14 protein-coding genes and 1 riboswitch are annotated in these 15,193 nt (G+C 71.6%); of the genes, 2 read left to right on the top strand and 12 right to left on the bottom strand.

Annotation, left to right across the window (positions count from 1 at the left end; translation table 11 throughout):
• Positions 1 to 17: 17 nt before the first annotated feature.
• Positions 18 to 695: a response regulator transcription factor gene (locus tag ASG96_RS10490; protein WP_056758767.1), complete on the top strand. Its 678-nt coding sequence runs from the start codon at positions 18 to 20 to the stop codon at positions 693 to 695.
• Positions 696 to 762: 67 nt separating this feature from the next.
• On the opposite strand, the gene ASG96_RS10485 is transcribed toward ASG96_RS10490, so the two are convergent.
• A complete protein-coding gene (locus ASG96_RS10485; protein WP_057588391.1) occupies positions 763 to 3,732 on the bottom strand; it encodes a DNA translocase FtsK in 2,970 nt (989 codons plus the stop codon).
• A 180-nt stretch (positions 3,733 to 3,912) separates the two neighbouring features.
• A riboswitch (SAM riboswitch) is annotated at positions 3,913 to 4,038 on the top strand.
• A 36-nt stretch (positions 4,039 to 4,074) separates the two neighbouring features.
• Between ASG96_RS10485 and ASG96_RS10480 the strand changes: the two genes are divergently transcribed.
• Positions 4,075 to 5,472, top strand: coding sequence for an aminotransferase class V-fold PLP-dependent enzyme (locus ASG96_RS10480; protein ID WP_082591716.1), 1,398 nt, complete (start codon positions 4,075 to 4,077; stop codon positions 5,470 to 5,472).
• 87 nt (positions 5,473 to 5,559) lie between these two features.
• Here the strand turns inward: ASG96_RS10480 and ASG96_RS10475 are convergent, their stop codons facing one another.
• From ASG96_RS10475 to paaA, 11 genes are all read right to left on the bottom strand, one after another.
• Positions 5,560 to 6,663, bottom strand: coding sequence for an endonuclease/exonuclease/phosphatase family protein (locus ASG96_RS10475; protein WP_057587894.1), 1,104 nt, complete (start codon positions 6,661 to 6,663; stop codon positions 5,560 to 5,562).
• A gap of 1 nt (position 6,664) precedes the next feature.
• Positions 6,665 to 8,350 carry a ribonuclease J gene (locus tag ASG96_RS10470; RefSeq protein WP_057587893.1) on the bottom strand — a complete coding sequence of 562 codons (1,686 nt, stop codon included), beginning with the start codon at positions 8,348 to 8,350 and terminating at the stop codon, positions 6,665 to 6,667.
• A gap of 66 nt (positions 8,351 to 8,416) precedes the next feature.
• Positions 8,417 to 9,310, bottom strand: a complete 894-nt coding sequence (gene dapA, locus ASG96_RS10465; RefSeq protein WP_082591715.1) for a 4-hydroxy-tetrahydrodipicolinate synthase — start codon at positions 9,308 to 9,310, stop codon at positions 8,417 to 8,419.
• Positions 9,311 to 9,511: 201 nt separating this feature from the next.
• Positions 9,512 to 9,991 carry a dihydrofolate reductase gene (locus tag ASG96_RS10460; RefSeq protein ID WP_056758778.1) on the bottom strand — a complete coding sequence of 160 codons (480 nt, stop codon included), beginning with the start codon at positions 9,989 to 9,991 and terminating at the stop codon, positions 9,512 to 9,514.
• A gap of 28 nt (positions 9,992 to 10,019) precedes the next feature.
• Positions 10,020 to 10,835: a thymidylate synthase gene (locus tag ASG96_RS10455; protein WP_056758780.1), complete on the bottom strand. Its 816-nt coding sequence runs from the start codon at positions 10,833 to 10,835 to the stop codon at positions 10,020 to 10,022.
• Positions 10,836 to 10,887: 52 nt separating this feature from the next.
• The gene (locus ASG96_RS10450; RefSeq protein ID WP_056758783.1) at positions 10,888 to 11,070 is read right to left on the bottom strand and encodes a hypothetical protein; all 183 of its coding nucleotides are present in this window, start codon (positions 11,068 to 11,070) and stop codon (positions 10,888 to 10,890) included.
• Positions 11,071 to 11,167: 97 nt separating this feature from the next.
• The gene (gene paaE, locus ASG96_RS10445; protein ID WP_057587891.1) at positions 11,168 to 12,328 is read right to left on the bottom strand and encodes a 1,2-phenylacetyl-CoA epoxidase subunit PaaE; all 1,161 of its coding nucleotides are present in this window, start codon (positions 12,326 to 12,328) and stop codon (positions 11,168 to 11,170) included.
• On the bottom strand, positions 12,329 to 12,838 hold the full coding sequence (gene paaD / locus ASG96_RS10440; RefSeq protein WP_057587890.1) for a 1,2-phenylacetyl-CoA epoxidase subunit PaaD: 510 nt from the start codon (positions 12,836 to 12,838) through the stop codon (positions 12,329 to 12,331). It abuts the gene before it with no gap.
• Positions 12,835 to 13,716: a 1,2-phenylacetyl-CoA epoxidase subunit PaaC gene (gene paaC / locus ASG96_RS10435; RefSeq protein ID WP_235506698.1), complete on the bottom strand. Its 882-nt coding sequence runs from the start codon at positions 13,714 to 13,716 to the stop codon at positions 12,835 to 12,837. The genes paaD and paaC overlap by 4 nt, the downstream gene beginning before the upstream one ends.
• A gap of 8 nt (positions 13,717 to 13,724) precedes the next feature.
• On the bottom strand, positions 13,725 to 14,102 hold the full coding sequence (gene paaB, locus ASG96_RS22650) for a 1,2-phenylacetyl-CoA epoxidase subunit PaaB (protein ID WP_082591714.1): 378 nt from the start codon (positions 14,100 to 14,102) through the stop codon (positions 13,725 to 13,727).
• Positions 14,099 to 15,169 carry a 1,2-phenylacetyl-CoA epoxidase subunit PaaA gene (gene paaA, locus ASG96_RS10425; RefSeq protein WP_056758793.1) on the bottom strand — a complete coding sequence of 357 codons (1,071 nt, stop codon included), beginning with the start codon at positions 15,167 to 15,169 and terminating at the stop codon, positions 14,099 to 14,101. The genes paaB and paaA overlap by 4 nt, the downstream gene beginning before the upstream one ends.
• Between the last annotated feature and the right edge of the window lie 24 nt (positions 15,170 to 15,193).

Genomic DNA, 15,193 nt, shown 5'->3' with positions numbered 1-15,193 from the left:
GCCCACGAGGAGGACCCGTGACCCGAGTGCTCGTCGTCGACGACGACCCGCGGCTGCAACGCACCCTGACGATCGCGCTCCGGGCCCACGGCAACGAGGTCGTGACGGCGGCCGACGGCCGCACCGCGGTGCAGTCGGTCACCGAGGACGCGCCCGACGTCGTCATCCTCGACCTCGGCCTCCCCGACCTCGACGGCACCGAGGTGCTGCGCCGCATCCGGGCAGCGTCCGTCGTCCCCGTCATCGTCCTGTCGGCCCGGCACGAGTCCGACGACAAGATCGAGGCGCTCGACCTCGGTGCGGACGACTACGTCACCAAGCCCTTCGGCGTCGAGGAGCTCCTCGCCCGGGTGCGGGCGGCCGTGCGTCGCGGCGGGGACCTGGGCCGACACCTCGGGCCCGTGGTGACCGACCACTTCGTCCTCGACTTCGCCGAGCGGCGGGCGACGGTCGAGGGCGAGGACGTCCGTCTCACGCCGACCGAGTGGCGCGTGCTCGAGGCGTTGTGCCGCGAGCCCGGTCATCTCGTCCAGCAGCAGGACCTGCTGCGCGCGGTCTGGGGGCCGTCGTACGGCCGCGAGTCGAACTACCTGCGCGTCTACGCCAACCAGCTGCGCCGCAAGCTCGAGCCCGACCCGGCCAACCCGCGCCACCTCCTCACCGAGCCCGGCCTCGGCTACCGCTTCGTCCCCTGAACCGTCGAAAGGCCACAAACCGGTGTGCCGCGCGACCCGTCCGGTTTGTGGCCTTTCGACGTTGGGGTCAGTAGCGCTCTCGGCCGCCGCGGTCGGTGAGGTTCCAGGCGTCCTCGGACTCCTCGTCGTCCTCGTCGACCGTGCGCGTCAGGTCGCCGGGCGTCCACCGCGCCGTCGGGACCGCGGTGGTCTCGTCCTCGTGCGCACGCCGCTCACCGCGCTCGGCGACGAGCGAGGCCGTGCGCTGCGGCGCGACCTCCTCGGCCGGCTCCTCGGCGTAGCCGGCCGACACGGCGGCGGGCTCCACGTCGACCGGCGGGGCGGCGTACGGCTCAGCGGGCTCGACGAGCTCGACGAGCTCGGCGAGCTCGGCGAGCTCGGCGAGTTCGGCGAGTTCGTCGGCGTCGACGGGCTCGTTGGGGTGCGGCACGTCCTCACCGCGCAACAGCGCGAGCGTCTGCTCGAGGTCGTCGGGGCGCACGAGCACGTCGCGGGCCTTGGACCCCTCGCTCGGTCCCACGACGCCTCGTGACTCGAGCAGGTCCATGAGGCGGCCGGCCTTGGCGAAGCCGACCCGGAGCTTGCGCTGGAGCATCGAGGTCGAGCCGAACTGGGTCGTGACGACGAGCTCAGTGGCCTGGAGCAGCACGTCGAGGTCGTCGCCGATGTCGTCGTCGATCTGCTTCTTGGGCGCCGCGACCGTGACGTTCTCGACGTAGTTGGGCTTGAGCTGGGTCGTGACGAACTTGACGACCTCGTGGATCTCGGACTCGTTGACCCACGCGCCCTGCACACGCATCGGCTTGCTCGCGCCCATCGGCAGGAAGAGCGCGTCACCCTGGCCGATGAGCTTCTCGGCGCCGGGCTGGTCGAGGACGACGCGGCTGTCGGCGAGGCTCGAGGTGGCGAACGCCATGCGCGAGGGCACGTTGGCCTTGATGAGGCCCGTGACGACGTCGACCGACGGGCGCTGCGTCGCGAGGACGAGGTGGATGCCGGCGGCGCGCGCCAGCTGGGTGATGCGCACGACCGACTCCTCGACGTCGCGCGGCGCGACCATCATGAGGTCGGCGAGCTCGTCGACGACGACGAGGAGGTACGGGTAGGTCGTGATCTGGCGCTCGGAGCCCGGCAGTGGCTTGACCTTGCCGGCGCGGACCGCCTTGTTGAAGTCGTCGACGTGCTTGAAGCCGAACGCCGCGAGGTCGTCGTAGCGCTGGTCCATCTCCTTGACGACCCACGCGAGGGCCTCGGCGGCCTTCTTCGGGTTGGTGATGATGGGCGTGATGAGGTGCGGGATGCCTTCGTATGCCGTGAGCTCGACGCGCTTGGGGTCCACGAGGATCATCCGGACCTCCTCGGGCGTCGAGCGCATGAGGATCGAGGTGATCATCGAGTTGACGAAGCTCGACTTGCCGGAACCGGTGGCGCCGGCGACGAGCAGGTGCGGCATCTTCGCGAGGTTGGCGATGACGTAGGCGCCCTCGACGTCCTTGCCGACGCCCATGACCATCGGGTGCTCGTTGCCGCGGGCCGTGTGGCTGCGCAGGACGTCGCCGAGGGAGACGTTCTCACGGTCGAGGTTCGGGATCTCGATGCCGATGGCCGACTTGCCCGGGATGGGGCTGAGGATGCGCACGTCGGCCGACGCGACGGCATACGCGATGTTCTTGGAGAGTGCGGTGACCCGCTCGACCTTGGTGCCCGAGCCGAGCTCGACCTCGTAGCGCGTGACCGTCGGTCCGCGCGTGAAGCCGGTGACGGCGGCGTCGATGTCGAACTGGTCGAAGACGTTGGTCAGCGACTCGACGACGCGGTCGTTGGTCTCGCTGCGGGTCTTGTGCGGCGGGCCCGGCGTCAGCATCGAGTGGTCGGGCAGCTGGTAGGTGATGTCGCCACCGAGGCTGAGCTGCTCGACACGGGCCGGCAGGTCGGACATGGGCGGCGGGATGAGCTCGGCCCTGGGGCCGATCTTGCTCGTGTCGGGCGCCCCGAGGGTCTTGGGGTCGGTGGCGTCGATGACCTTCTCGCCGCCCTTCTCGCCGCCGGGACGGGGAGCCAGCAGCCCGGGAGGCGTCGGGCGCTTCTCCCCGGGACGCAGGCGGGTGGTCGCCTCGTCCTCGAGGGCCTTCTGGGCCGCCTGGCGGAAGGCCTCGTCGCCATCGCGGTCGGAGAGGTCGACAGGCTTGCGGCGCGCGCGCTTGACCGCGGCCGCGGGTGCGTCGTCGCCCTCGTCGGGCTGGTCGTCGACGTGACCGCGGTCGATGACGAGCGCGCGGAGCTGGCGCATGCGGGTCGGGATCATGTTGACCGGCGTCGCCGTGATGACGAGCAGACCGAAGAGCCCGAGCAGGATGAGCAGGACGAGGGCGCCGTAGGTGGAGACGGCGGCCGCGAGCGGGCTCGAGGCGAGGAAGCCGAGGATGCCGCCGGCGGCGCGCATGCCGTCGGCGCCGTCGGGTGGGTTGGGGATGTCGTCGGCGAGGTGCGACAGTCCGCATGCGGCGAACGTCAGCGCGATGGTGCCCACGACGATGCGGTTGGTGGCAGCGTCGTCCTGGGGAGCGCGCAGCATGCGCAGGCCGAGGGCGAGCAGGACGAGCGGGACGGCGTACGCGACGCGGCCGAAGGTGCCGGCGAAGACGGCGTGCACGACCTGGCCGAAGGTCCCGGAGACGCCCCACCACTCGCGGGCGGCGACGACGACGGCGAGCGCGATGAGGGCGAAGCCGATGCCGTCGCGTCGGTGCTCGGGCTCGAGGTCGGCGGCGCTGTGGCCGACGCGGCGCACCGCTCCCCCGGCCATGTGCGAGACCCCCATCCACGTGTTGCGCATGGCGCCGAGCGGGAACGGCAGGCCCCCGCCGCGGGTCTTGGACGCCGTCTTGGCGGCCGGCTTGCGAGCCGCGGGCTTACGCTGCGCGGGCCGCGTCGACCGGGCTGCGGGAGGGCGTGACGAGGCGCTGCCCGTTGACCCCTTGGCGCGTGTGGCCGCGGCGGTGCTCGAGCGCTGGCTGGTGGACGGACGAGACGCCATGTTGGCACCGTACGTCAACGCACCGGTGAACTCACGCGTCACACGCGCAACACCGCCGATCTCTGTGACCGGGCCGACGGGTGCCGTGCGCGCACCCTGGAGCAGTCGCCGTCTCAGATCGCGACACCCACGGACCGACCGGTGGACATCCGGCGACCGGCCCCCCTATCGTCGTGCGCAGGTCATGAGTGCCAGTGACAAGCCCCGGCTCGCTGGCCAGCAACCCTCCTCCGCGGTGGGGTGCTCCGGGTGACGACCAGGCCGCCCTCGGTCCGAACGCGTGATCGAGGTCGGCAAGCGCGGACCTGCACCGGGTGGGTCCCACGACCCAGGAGCACTCTCATGTCGGTCCTTCCCTCGACGCACCCCGGCACCTCCCTGTGCGGCGCCTCACCCGCCCCCCTCGTCCGCGCGAGGGCCCTGCACGTCGTGCCCGAGGCGCGCACGCTGCCCACCGTCGTCGGCTCGGGACTGCGCGTGCCCACGCTCCACGGCGACACGGCATATGCCAACCTCGACCACGCGGCCTCGACGCCGGCCCTCGAGACGGTCAAGGCGGCCGTCGACCGCGCGCTCGAGACCTACTCGTCGGTGCACCGCGGTGCCGGCTTCGCCTCGCGGCTGACGAGCGCGTGGTACGAGCAGGCCCGCGCCGAGGTCGCCGCCTTCGTCGGCGCGCGCGAGGGCGACAGCGTGATCTTCACCCGCACGACGACCGACTCCTGGGCGCTGCTGAGCAAGGCGCTGCCGAGCCGCACGACGGTCTTCGTCTTCGGCACCGAGCACCACTCGACCCTGCTGCCGTGGGGCCGCTTCCGCACGGTGCGCCTCCCCGTCCCGCAGACGGTCGAGGACGCCCACGCGCTGCTCGAGGAGGCGCTGACCGACCACCCGTCGCGCCACCGCCTCGTCGTCGTCACCGCCGCCTCGAACGTCACGGGCGAGGTCTGGCCGGTCGAGCACTTCGCGGCCCTCGCCCACGAGCACGGCGCCCGGATCGCCGTCGACGCCGCCCAGCTGTCGGCGCACCGCACCATCGACCTCGCCGCGTGGGACGCCGACTACGTCGCGTTCTCGGGGCACAAGACGTACGCCCCCTACGGCGCGGGCGTCCTCGCCGGGCGCTCCGACTGGCTCGACGCCGGCGACCCCTACCTGCTCGGCGGCGGCGCCACGCGGTCGGTGACCGAGGACGGCACGACGTGGGCCACGGGCCCGGCGCGTCACGAGGGCGGCAGCCCCAACGTCATCGGCGCCATCGCGCTCGCCGCGGCCTGCTCGACGATCAGCCGCCACCGCGAGGCCATCGAGGAGCACGAGGCCCGCCTGCTCGGGCGGCTCCGCGGCGGACTCGACGAGGTCGCGGGTGTCGAGGTCCTCTCGATCTTCGACGACGACAGCGACCGGGTCGGCGTCGTCGCGTTCACCATCGACGGCTGGGACTCCTCGCTCGTCTCGCAGGTCCTCTCCGTCGAGCACGGCATCGGCGTCCGCGACGGCAAGTTCTGCGCCCACCTGCTCGTCGACGAGCTGCTCGAGGACCCGTGGGGCGAGCGCTCGGCCACGGCCGTGCGCGCCAGCATCGGACTCGGCAGCACCCTCGAGGGCGTCGAGCGCCTCGTCGCCGCCGTCGCGCGGCTCGTCGAGCACGGCACGGACGCCCAGTGGACGATCACCGAGACCGGGTGGGCGCTCGAGGGCGCCGACCCGCGCGACGTCGAGGTCGAGCGTCCCTGGTGACCGAGGGCGGATGCCGTTGAGCGGGTCCGTCTGCCACCGCGGGCCCGCGCGGTCGCACGGTGACGGCGGTCGACACGGTCACGGCGGTCAGCGCGCGGGCAGCCCGTAGCTCGCCCAGACGGCCGCGTGGTCGGCCCGGTTGTACGCCACCTGACCGGCCGCGACGACCGTGAGGCCACGGCTCAGCAGGTGGTCGAGCTGCACGAACGGCGGCAGGCGGTTGCCCGCGAACGGCCACGTGCGCACCCAGCCCTGTCCGTCCGTGAGCTGCGCGTCGGCAAGGCCCGCGGCGAGGTCGCGGAACCCGGGGTGGCCGACGTCCGCGTTGAAGTCGCCGGCCATGACGACGAGCTCGTCGCCGTCGAGTCGCTGCTTCCATGACTGGAGCGCGCGCAGACCGGCGCGCCACTCGACGGTGTCACCGCGGAGCGGCGCCGCCGGATGCGCGACCTTGAGGCGCACCGTGCCGTTGGGCACCGTGACGTCGAGCTCGGGCTGGACGCTCCGGGTGCCCTCGACGTCGGGGTCGGTGCCGAGGCTGCGCACCGAGAGCGGGTAGCGCGACAGGACCATCGTCCCGTTCGAGGTGTTGGCCCGCGCGACCCCTTCGCGTTGGGAGAAGTAGTCGCCGGCACCTTCGGTGTCCATGCGGCGCAGGAACGCGGGCGTCGCCTCGGTCAGCACGAGGACGTCGACGGCGTGGTAGCGCACGGCGTCCATGAGCTGCCCGGCGTTGGCCGAGCCGACCCACACGTTCGCCGACATGACGGTGAGGTCGCGGTCGGTCTTCGGTGACGACGTCGCCCGGAAGGCCGGCGCCGCGACCGTGGCCGCGACCACGAGCGCGGCGACGACGGGCAGCAGCATCCACCATCGGCGCAGCACGAGCGTGGCGACCGCGAGCAGCCCGAGGCCGATGACGACGAAGGGGCCCGCCGTCTGGAGCACCACGACGACGTATGCCGTCGAGTCGTACCAGCGCAACGCCCCGACGGCGACCAGGACGAGGAGGGCGACGCCGATGGCGACGTCGACCCAGCGGCGACGGAGCCATCCGCGGCGACGGCTCGCCGCCGCGCCCGGGTCGCCCGAGGCGCCTGAAGCGCCCGGCGTGACGCCCGGTGGGACGTGCCCGGGGTCGGCCTCCGCGGCGTCGTGCGCGGTCCCCCCGTCGACCTGCTGCACCGTCACGTCAGGCCTGCAGCACGACCGGGATGATCATCGGCCGACGGCGGATCTTGCCGCCGACCCACGAGCCGACCGTGCGGCGGATGACCTGCTGGAGCTGCTGGTCGTCGCGGACGCCGTTGGCAACGGCTTCCTCGATGGCCCGCTCGACCTTCGGGATGACCTGCTGGAAGATCTCCTCGTCCTCGACGAAGCCGCGCGCCGTGATCTCGGGCCCGCTCGCGATCTTGCCGGTGGCCGCGTCGAGCACGACGATGCAGGTGATGAAGCCCTCGTCACGCAGGATCCGGCGGTCCTTGAGCAGGGCGTCGTCTGCCCCGCCCACGCTGCTGCCGTCGACGTAGACGTAGCCGCACTCGACGACGCCGGTCACCTCGGCCACCCCGTCGACGAGGTCGACGACGACGCCGTCCTCGGCCAGGACGACGTTGTCCTCGCGGACGCCCGACTGGATCGCGAGCTGGGCGTTGGCGTACATGTGGCGCCACTCGCCGTGCACGGGAAGGACGTTGCGCGGCTTGACGATGTTGTAGCAGTAGAGCAGCTCGCCGGCACTGGCGTGGCCCGAGACGTGCACCTTGGCGTTGCCCTTGTGCACGACGTTGGCGCCGAGGCGCATCAGGCCGTTGATGATGCGGTAGACGGCGTTCTCGTTGCCGGGGATGAGGCTGCTCGCGAGCAGGACGGTGTCACCGGGACCGACGTCGATGCGGTGCTCGCGGTTGGCCATGCGTGACAGGGCCGCCATCGGCTCGCCCTGGGACCCCGTGCAGATGAGGACGAGCTCGTCGTCACGCAGGCTGTCGATCTTCTTGATGTCGATGAGGATGCCGTCAGGCACCTTGAGGTAGCCCAGCTCGGCGGCGATGCCCATGTTGCGCACCATCGAGCGGCCGACCATGGCGACCTTGCGGCCGGCCTTCTCGGCCGCGTCGAGCACCTGCTGGACGCGGTGCACGTGGCTGCTGAAGCAGGCGACGATGATGCGTCGCTCGGCATGACGGAAGACCTTGTCGATGGCCGGGGCGATCTCGAGCTCGGGCGTCGTGAACCCGGGGACGTCGGCGTTCGTCGAGTCGGTGAGGAAGAGGTCGACGCCCTCCTCGCCCAGGCGGGCGAAGGCGCGCAGGTCGGTCAGGCGGCCGTCGAGCGGCAGCTGGTCCATCTTGAAGTCGCCGGTGTGCAGCAGCGTGCCGGCCTCGGTGCGCACGAAGACCGCGAGCGCGTCCGGGATCGAGTGGTTGACCGCGACGAACTCGAGGTCGAAGACACCGAGCTTCTCGCGCTGGCCCTCCTTGACCGCCATGGAGTACGGCCGGATGCGGTGCTCCTTGAGCTTCGCCTCGACGAGCGCGAGGGTCAGCGTGGAGCCGATGATGGGGATGTCGCCCTTGAGCTTGAGCAGGTAGGGCACCGCGCCGATGTGGTCCTCGTGGCCGTGGGTCAGGACGATGGCCTCGATGTCGTCGAGCCGGTCGGCGATGTAGGTGAAGTCCGGGAGGATGAGGTCGACACCGGGGTGGTGGTCCTCGGGGAAGAGCACGCCGCAGTCGATGACGAGGAGCTTGCCCTTCGTCTCCAGCACGGCCATGTTGCGTCCGACCTCGCCGAGCCCGCCGAGCGCGACGACCCGCAGGCCGTTGTCGGGGAGGGCGGGGGGCGTGGTCAGCTCGGGGTGGGGGTGGCTCACAGGTGTCCTGTCATTCGGTGGTGCTGCCGGGCCGTCGGGGGCTCCGGTCGGAGGTCGTGGGGCGGGTCATCCGGCCGCCGTGAGTGCCGAGATCGCCGCGCGGACGAGGGTGGTCTGCTCCTCGTCCGCCGGCACGAGGGGAAGGCGCACGGCCGGCGACTCGATGAGTCCCTGCACGGCCAGTCCGGCCTTGGCCATGATGGCGCCCTGGGTGACGTTCATGACGGCGTCGACGATCGGGGTGAGGCGTCGGTGCACGGCGCGGGCGTCGTCCCAGCGTCCGTCGACGACGGCGTCGGCCATCTCGCGGTAGGCCGCGGGGGCCACCTGGGACGTGACGCCGACGAAGCCGACGGCGCCGTTGACGAAGTGCGCGAGGTTCATGGCGTCGTCGCCGGAGTACCAGTCGAGGCCGGTCTCCTGCATCATCTCGCTCGCGAACCAGAGGTCGCCTCGAGCGTCCTTCACGGCTGTGATGCGGTCGTGCTCGGCGATGCGCAGGTAGGTCTCGCGGGCGATCGCGATGCCGGACCGGCCCGGGATGTCGTAGACCATGACGGGCAGGTCGCTCGCGTCGGCCAGGGCGGTGAAGTGGGCGACGAGGCCGGCCTGCGGGGGCTTGTTGTAGTAGGGCGTGACGGCGAGGACGGCGTCGGCACCGGCCTTCTGGGCGTGGCGCACCGACTCGACGCTCTTGGCGGTGTCGTTGCTGCCGGCTCCGGCGATGACGACGCAGCGGTCGCCGACGGCCTCGATGACGGCGCGGAGCAGCTCGTCCTTCTCCTCGGCTGAGGTGGTGGGCGACTCTCCGGTCGTGCCCGAGACGACGAGGCCGTCGTGACCGGCGTCGACGAGGTGGGCGGCGACCCGCTGGGCGGCGTCGAGGTCGATCGAGCCGTCTGGCCGCATGGGCGTGACCATCGCCGAGAGAACACGTCCGAGGGCGGGTGCGTCAGCCATGCGCCCAAGGTTAGCGCCAGTGCCCGTGCGCACGGCGCCGCGCCCACCTCGGACGCGCGCGCCGCTCACGCCGGGCACGCGAACGGCGAGGCACTACTCGCTCGGGGGTCCGAGTAGTGCCTCGCCACTGACTACATCGCTGGTCGCCGACGTGCGTTACAGCCCGTTCGGACCTTTTCCCGGCCGATGCCGTATGCCGTGTCAGCCGCGCCGCTCGTAGGTGACCCAGGCGAAGCCGGGCTGCTCGTCGCGGCTGGTCGGGGCCCAGACCGACGGGTCGATGGCGGGGAAGGTGACGGAGCCCTCCGGCGACTGGTCGACCTCGGTGACGAGGAGGCGGACGGCATACGGCATGGCCTGGCGGTAGACCTCTCCCCCGCCGACGACGAAGACCTGCTCGGCGTCGGCGACGAGCGCGAGCGCCTCCGGGAGGGAGTGCGCGACCTCGACGCCGGGCGCGCTCCAGTCACGCTGCCGGGTCACGACGACGCTGCGCCGGCCGGGCAGCGTCCCCATCGAGTCGTAGGTGCGCCGGCCCATGACCATCGGGTGGCCCATCGTGGTGCGCTTGAAGAACTTGAGGTCCTCGGAGAGGTGCCACGGCATCGTCAGCCCGTCGCCGATCACGCCGTTGCGGCCGACGGCGGCGATCATCGTGACGTTCGGCAGGGCGGTGGTCATGGCGCCAAGGCTCCCAGACGCGGGCGGCTCAGACGGCGATGGGGGCCCTGATGCCCGGGTCCGCGACGTAGTCGACGAGCTCGAAGTCGTCGAGGTCGAAGTCGTCGATGTCCGTCTTGCCGGGTGTGATGCGCATCGTCGGCAGGGGGTGCGGCGTGCGGGCCAGCTGCAGGCGGGCCTGGTCGAGGTGGTTGAGGTAGAGGTGCGCGTCGCCGAGCGTGTGCACGAACTCCCCCGGCTCGAGGTCGGTCAGCTGGGCCACCATCTGGGTCAGCAGGGCGTAGCTCGCGATGTTGAACGGGACGCCGAGGAAGATGTCGGCGCTGCGCTGGTAGAGCTGGCACGAGAGGCGTCGCCGGCCGTCGGCACCGGGCGGCGAGACGTAGAACTGGAACATCGTGTGGCACGGCGGCAGCGCCATGTCGTCGACGTCCGCGACGTTCCACGCCGAGACGATGAGACGGCGGCTGTCGGGGTTGGTGCGGATCTGCTCGATGACCTTGGCGATCTGGTCGACCCGCCGGCCGTCGGGCGTGGGCCACGAGCGCCACTGGTAGCCGTAGATCGGACCGAGGTCGCCGGTCGCGGGGTCGGCCCACTCGTCCCAGATCGAGATGCCGCGCTCCTGGAGCCAGCGCACGTTGGTGTCGCCGCGGAGGAACCACAGCAGCTCGCCGATGATCGAGCGCAGGTGCAGCTTCTTCGTCGTCATGGCCGGGAAGCCGTCGGCGAGGTCGAAGCGCATCTGGTGCCCGAACACGCTGAGGGTGCCCGTGCCGGTCCGGTCGGACTTCTCCTGACCGTGGGTCAGGACGTGGTCGAGGAGGTCGAGGTACTGCCGCACGACCGCAGCCTAACCCCGAGGGGCGACACCACCTCGCCGGGTAGACCGGGACTCACCGGGCGAGCGCGACGAAGACGTCGTAGACCATGAAGGCCGGCCAGAAGAGTCCCTGGAAGAGCGCGAAGACGTACTCCCAGAAGACGTCGGCCTGCTGCCAGAAGAAGACCCACGCCCCGAAGATGCCCAAGCCGTAGAGGGCGCCACCGCCGGCTGCACCTGCATTGCTGTTTGCCATCGCTCGCTCCTTCGCCTTTCTCCCAGTCTGCGCCGCTCACGTGCGGCTGACGGAGAGTCGAGGCCCATCTCACGCAGGCAGGAGGAGCCTGACCCGGTCAGGCGTCGTAGTCGAGGCTGACCTCGTCGGTGACCGGGTGGCTCTGGCAGGCGAGCACGATGCCGGCGGCCACCTCCTCGGGCTCGAGCGCGTAGTTGCGGTCCATCCGGACCTCGCCCGAGACGAGCCGGGCGCGGCACGTGCCGCACACGCCGCCGGTGCACGAGTAGGGGGCGTCGGGGCGGGCCCGCAGCGTCGCGTCGAGGATCGTCTCCTCGCGGCTCGGCATCGGGATGACCGTGGTCCGCCCGTCGAGGTTCACCGTGACCGTGGCCTCGGGCGGTGCGCCCGCGTCGACGACGACCTTGCGCTTGGGCTCCGTGCCGTCGTCGACGTGGAAGATCTCGTGGTGGATGTGCCGCGGGTCGACGCCACGCTCGGTCAGCAGCGACTCCGCGCCGGTGACCATCCCGAACGGCCCGCAGAGGTACCACTCGTCGACGGTCCCGACCGGGAGCAGCGAGCCGAAGATCGCCGTGAGCCGGTCGCTGTCGAGACGGCCGTGGAAGAGGTCGACGTCCTGGGCCTCTCGCGAGAGCACGTTGACGAGGTGGAAGCGGCCAGGGAAGCGGTTCTTGAGGTCCTCGAGCTCCTCGAGGAACATGATCGAGCTGGTGCGGCGGTTGCCGAAGAGCAGCGTCGCCCGCGACCCGGGCTCCTCCTCGAGCGCGCTCGTCAGCAGCGAGATCACGGGCGTGATGCCCGAGCCGGCCGCGATCGCGACGTGATGGCGTATGCCGTCCGGCCGGGTCGCGCAGGTGAAGGAGCCCTGGGGGGTCATGACCTCGACGACCGTGCCGGGCGAGACGCCGTCGTTGAGCCAGTTGGACATGCGCCCCTCGGGGACGCGCGCCGCGGCGACCCGGAGGCTGCGTCCGGCGGGGTCGGCCCGACGTGACTGGCAGATCGAGTAGGACTGCCGCACGTCCTCACCGCGGATCTGCGCGCGGAGCGTCAGGTGCTGGCCGGGCTCGAAGGCGAACTCGTCGACGAGGTCCTCCGACACCGCGAAGGTGAGGGCCACGGCCTCGTCGGTGAGGCGCTCGACGGAGGTCACGGTGAGCGGGTGGAACCGCGCGCGGTGGCGGGCGCCCGTGGTCTGGGCAGGAGCCGTGTCGGCGGCGGGATCGGTTGCGGTCGGGGTGGAGACGTCGGTCATTCAGATGGCCTTGAACTCGTCGAAGGGCTCGAGGCACGCGTTGCACCGGCGCAGGGCCTTGCACGCGGTCGAGCCGAAGTGGGCGATCTCGGTGGTGTCGGCGGAGCCGCAGCGGGGGCAGGCGACGACGTGGCGGCTCAGGGTCACGGGCACCGGACCGTGCGGCTCCCCCACCGGCGCAGGTCCGGGAGGCACGATGCCGAAGCGCAGCAGGGCCGCTCGTCCCTCGTCGCTCATCCAGTCGGTCGTCCACGCCGGCGACAGCTGCGTGCGGACGTCGGCGGCATACCCCATGCGGTCGGCCTCGAACACGATGCGTGACGCGATCGCCTCCATGGCCGGGCACCCGCTGTAGGTCGGGGTGATGGTCACGGCGACGGTGTGCGCGTGCTCGTCGACGTCGACGGCTCGGAGGATGCCGAGGTCGGCGATGTTGATGACCGGCACCTCGGGGTCCGGGATGCGCGAGATCGCCTCTGCGACAGCGGACTCCACTGCCACGGCACTCACCACGTCGCGCCGGGATGGGATCGGGCGATGTGCTGCATCTCGGCGAGGAGGGAGCCCATGGGCCGCGAGTGGATGCCGGCGCGGCCGCCGCGTGAGCGCCATCGCGAGCCGTCGGGCAGTGTCAGCGTGCCCTGCTCGACGACGCGCGCGACCCGGGCCACGACGGGGTCGTGCAGGGTCGAGGGCAGCACTCCGGCACCGAGGTCGGCCGCGAGCACGGACGCCTCGTCGTCGTCGAAGAGCTCGGCGAGGTGGGGCAGCACGCGCTCGAGCGCGGCCTGCATGCGGCGGTGGGACTCGTCGGTGCCGTCACCGAGGCGCACGACCCAGAGCGAGGCGTGGTCGAGGTGGTAGCGCACCTCCTTGAGCGCCTTGCCCGCGACGCCCGCGACCACGTCGTCGCTCGATCCGGTCAGCGCCGTGTGCAGCTCGACCTGGTAGGCCGAGAACCACAGCAGCCGGGCCATCTCGTCGGCGAAGTCGCCGCGCTCCTGCTCGACGAGGTGGACGTTGCGCCACTCCCGCTCGTCGCGCTGCATGGCGTAGTCGTCCTCGCCACGTCCGGTGCCGTCGATCGAGCCGATGTAGGGGTAGAGCCCGCGCGCCTGGCCGAGCAGGTCGAGCGCGACGTTGCCGAGCGCCATGTCCTCCTCGATCTGCGGGGCGTTCGTCATCCACTCGCCGAGCCGCTGCGCGTAGACCATGGCGTCGTCGGCGAGCCCGAGGAGGTAGGCGGCATACGGCTTGGCCCCGGGGGCGGCACCGGTGTTCTCGGCGGCGCCGGGCAGCGGCTCACGCTCCGCGGACTCGGAGGCGGACGTCGCCGGGTCGGTCACGGGCTCGGTGACCGGCGTGGTGCCGGTGTCGGAGGAGCTCATCGGGGCGCTCATAGGTACTCGACATCCTCGGGCACGTCGTAGAACGTCGGGTGACGGTAGATCTTGTCGCCGGCCGGGTCGAAGAACGAGTCCTTCTCGGACGGGCTGCTCGCCGTCACGTCGTCGGCCCGGACGACCCAGATCGAGACGCCCTCCTGGCGGCGGGTGTAGACGTCGCGCGCGTTGCGCAGGGCGAGCTCGGCGTCGGGCGCGTGGAGCGAGCCGACGTGCACGTGGGACAGGCCGCGCTTGCCGCGTACGAAGACCTCCCAGAGCGGCCAGCTGCGTTCCCCCTGCGGCGGCGCGGCGGGCGCGGCGGGCTGATGCGTCCGCGCAGGCTCGGACGGGGCCCCGGCACCGGTGGTCGGGGTGGTGGCTCCGCTCACGCGGCACTCTCCTGTGAGGTCGAGGGGGAGGTCGAGGGCGACGGGTGCTTGGCGGCGTACGCGTTGGCGGCCTCGCGCACCCACGCGCCCTCGTCGTGGGCTCGGCTGCGGTGCTCGATGCGCTCGGCGTTGCACGGGCCGTCGCCGCGCAGGACCTGCCAGAACTCGTCCCAGTCGATCTCGCCGAAGTCCCAGTGGCCGCGCTCCTCGTTCCAGCGCAGGTCGGGGTCGGGCAGGGTGAGGCCGAGCTTCTGGGCCTGCGGGACGGTCATGTCGACGAACTTCTGGCGGAGGTCGTCGTTGCTGAAACGCTTGATGCCCCAGGCCATCGACTGCTCGGTGTGGCCGCCCTTGGCGGCCTCGCCGGTGTCGGGCGGCCCGAACATCGCGAGCGCCGGCCACCACCAGCGGTCGGCGGCGTCCTGCGCCATGGCCTGCTGAGACTCGGTGCCGCGCATGAGGGTCCAGAGGATCTCGAAGCCCTGCCGCTGGTGGAAGGACTCCTCCTTGCAGACGCGGATCATGGCGCGTGCGTACGGCCCGTAGGAGCAGCGGCACAGCGGGACCTGGTTCATGATGGCCGCACCGTCGACGAGCCAGCCGATGGCACCGCAGTCGGCCCACGTCAGGGTCGGGTAGTTGAAGATCGAGGAGTACTTCTGCTTGCCGTCGTGCAGCCGGTCGAGCAGCTCCTGGCGGTCGATGCCGAGGGTCTCGGCGGCGGAGTAGAGGTAGAGCCCGTGACCGGCCTCGTCCTGCACCTTGGCGATGAGGATGGCCTTGCGGCGCAGCGACGGGGCGCGCGTGATCCAGTTGCCCTCGGGCTGCATGCCGATGATCTCGGAGTGCGCGTGCTGGGCGATCTGGCGGATCAGCGTCTCGCGGTACTTCTCCGGCATCTCGTCGCGCGGCTCGATGCGCTGGTCGGCCGCGAGGAGCGCGTCGAAGTCGCCACCGACCGTGTCACGCCCGCCCCGCTGGTCGTCGTGCTCGGCCGCCGCGTCGTAGGCGTCGGTCTCGGCCGCGTTCAGCGGTTCGTTCGGGTCGATGACGTCGTTGCCATACATGAGTCCAGTATGCGAGATGGGGCC

The sequence above is a fragment of the Terrabacter sp. Soil810 genome (assembly GCF_001429645.1).
Classification (GTDB): domain Bacteria; phylum Actinomycetota; class Actinomycetes; order Actinomycetales; family Dermatophilaceae; genus Terrabacter.
This window is presented reverse-complemented; position numbering and strand designations above follow the sequence as displayed.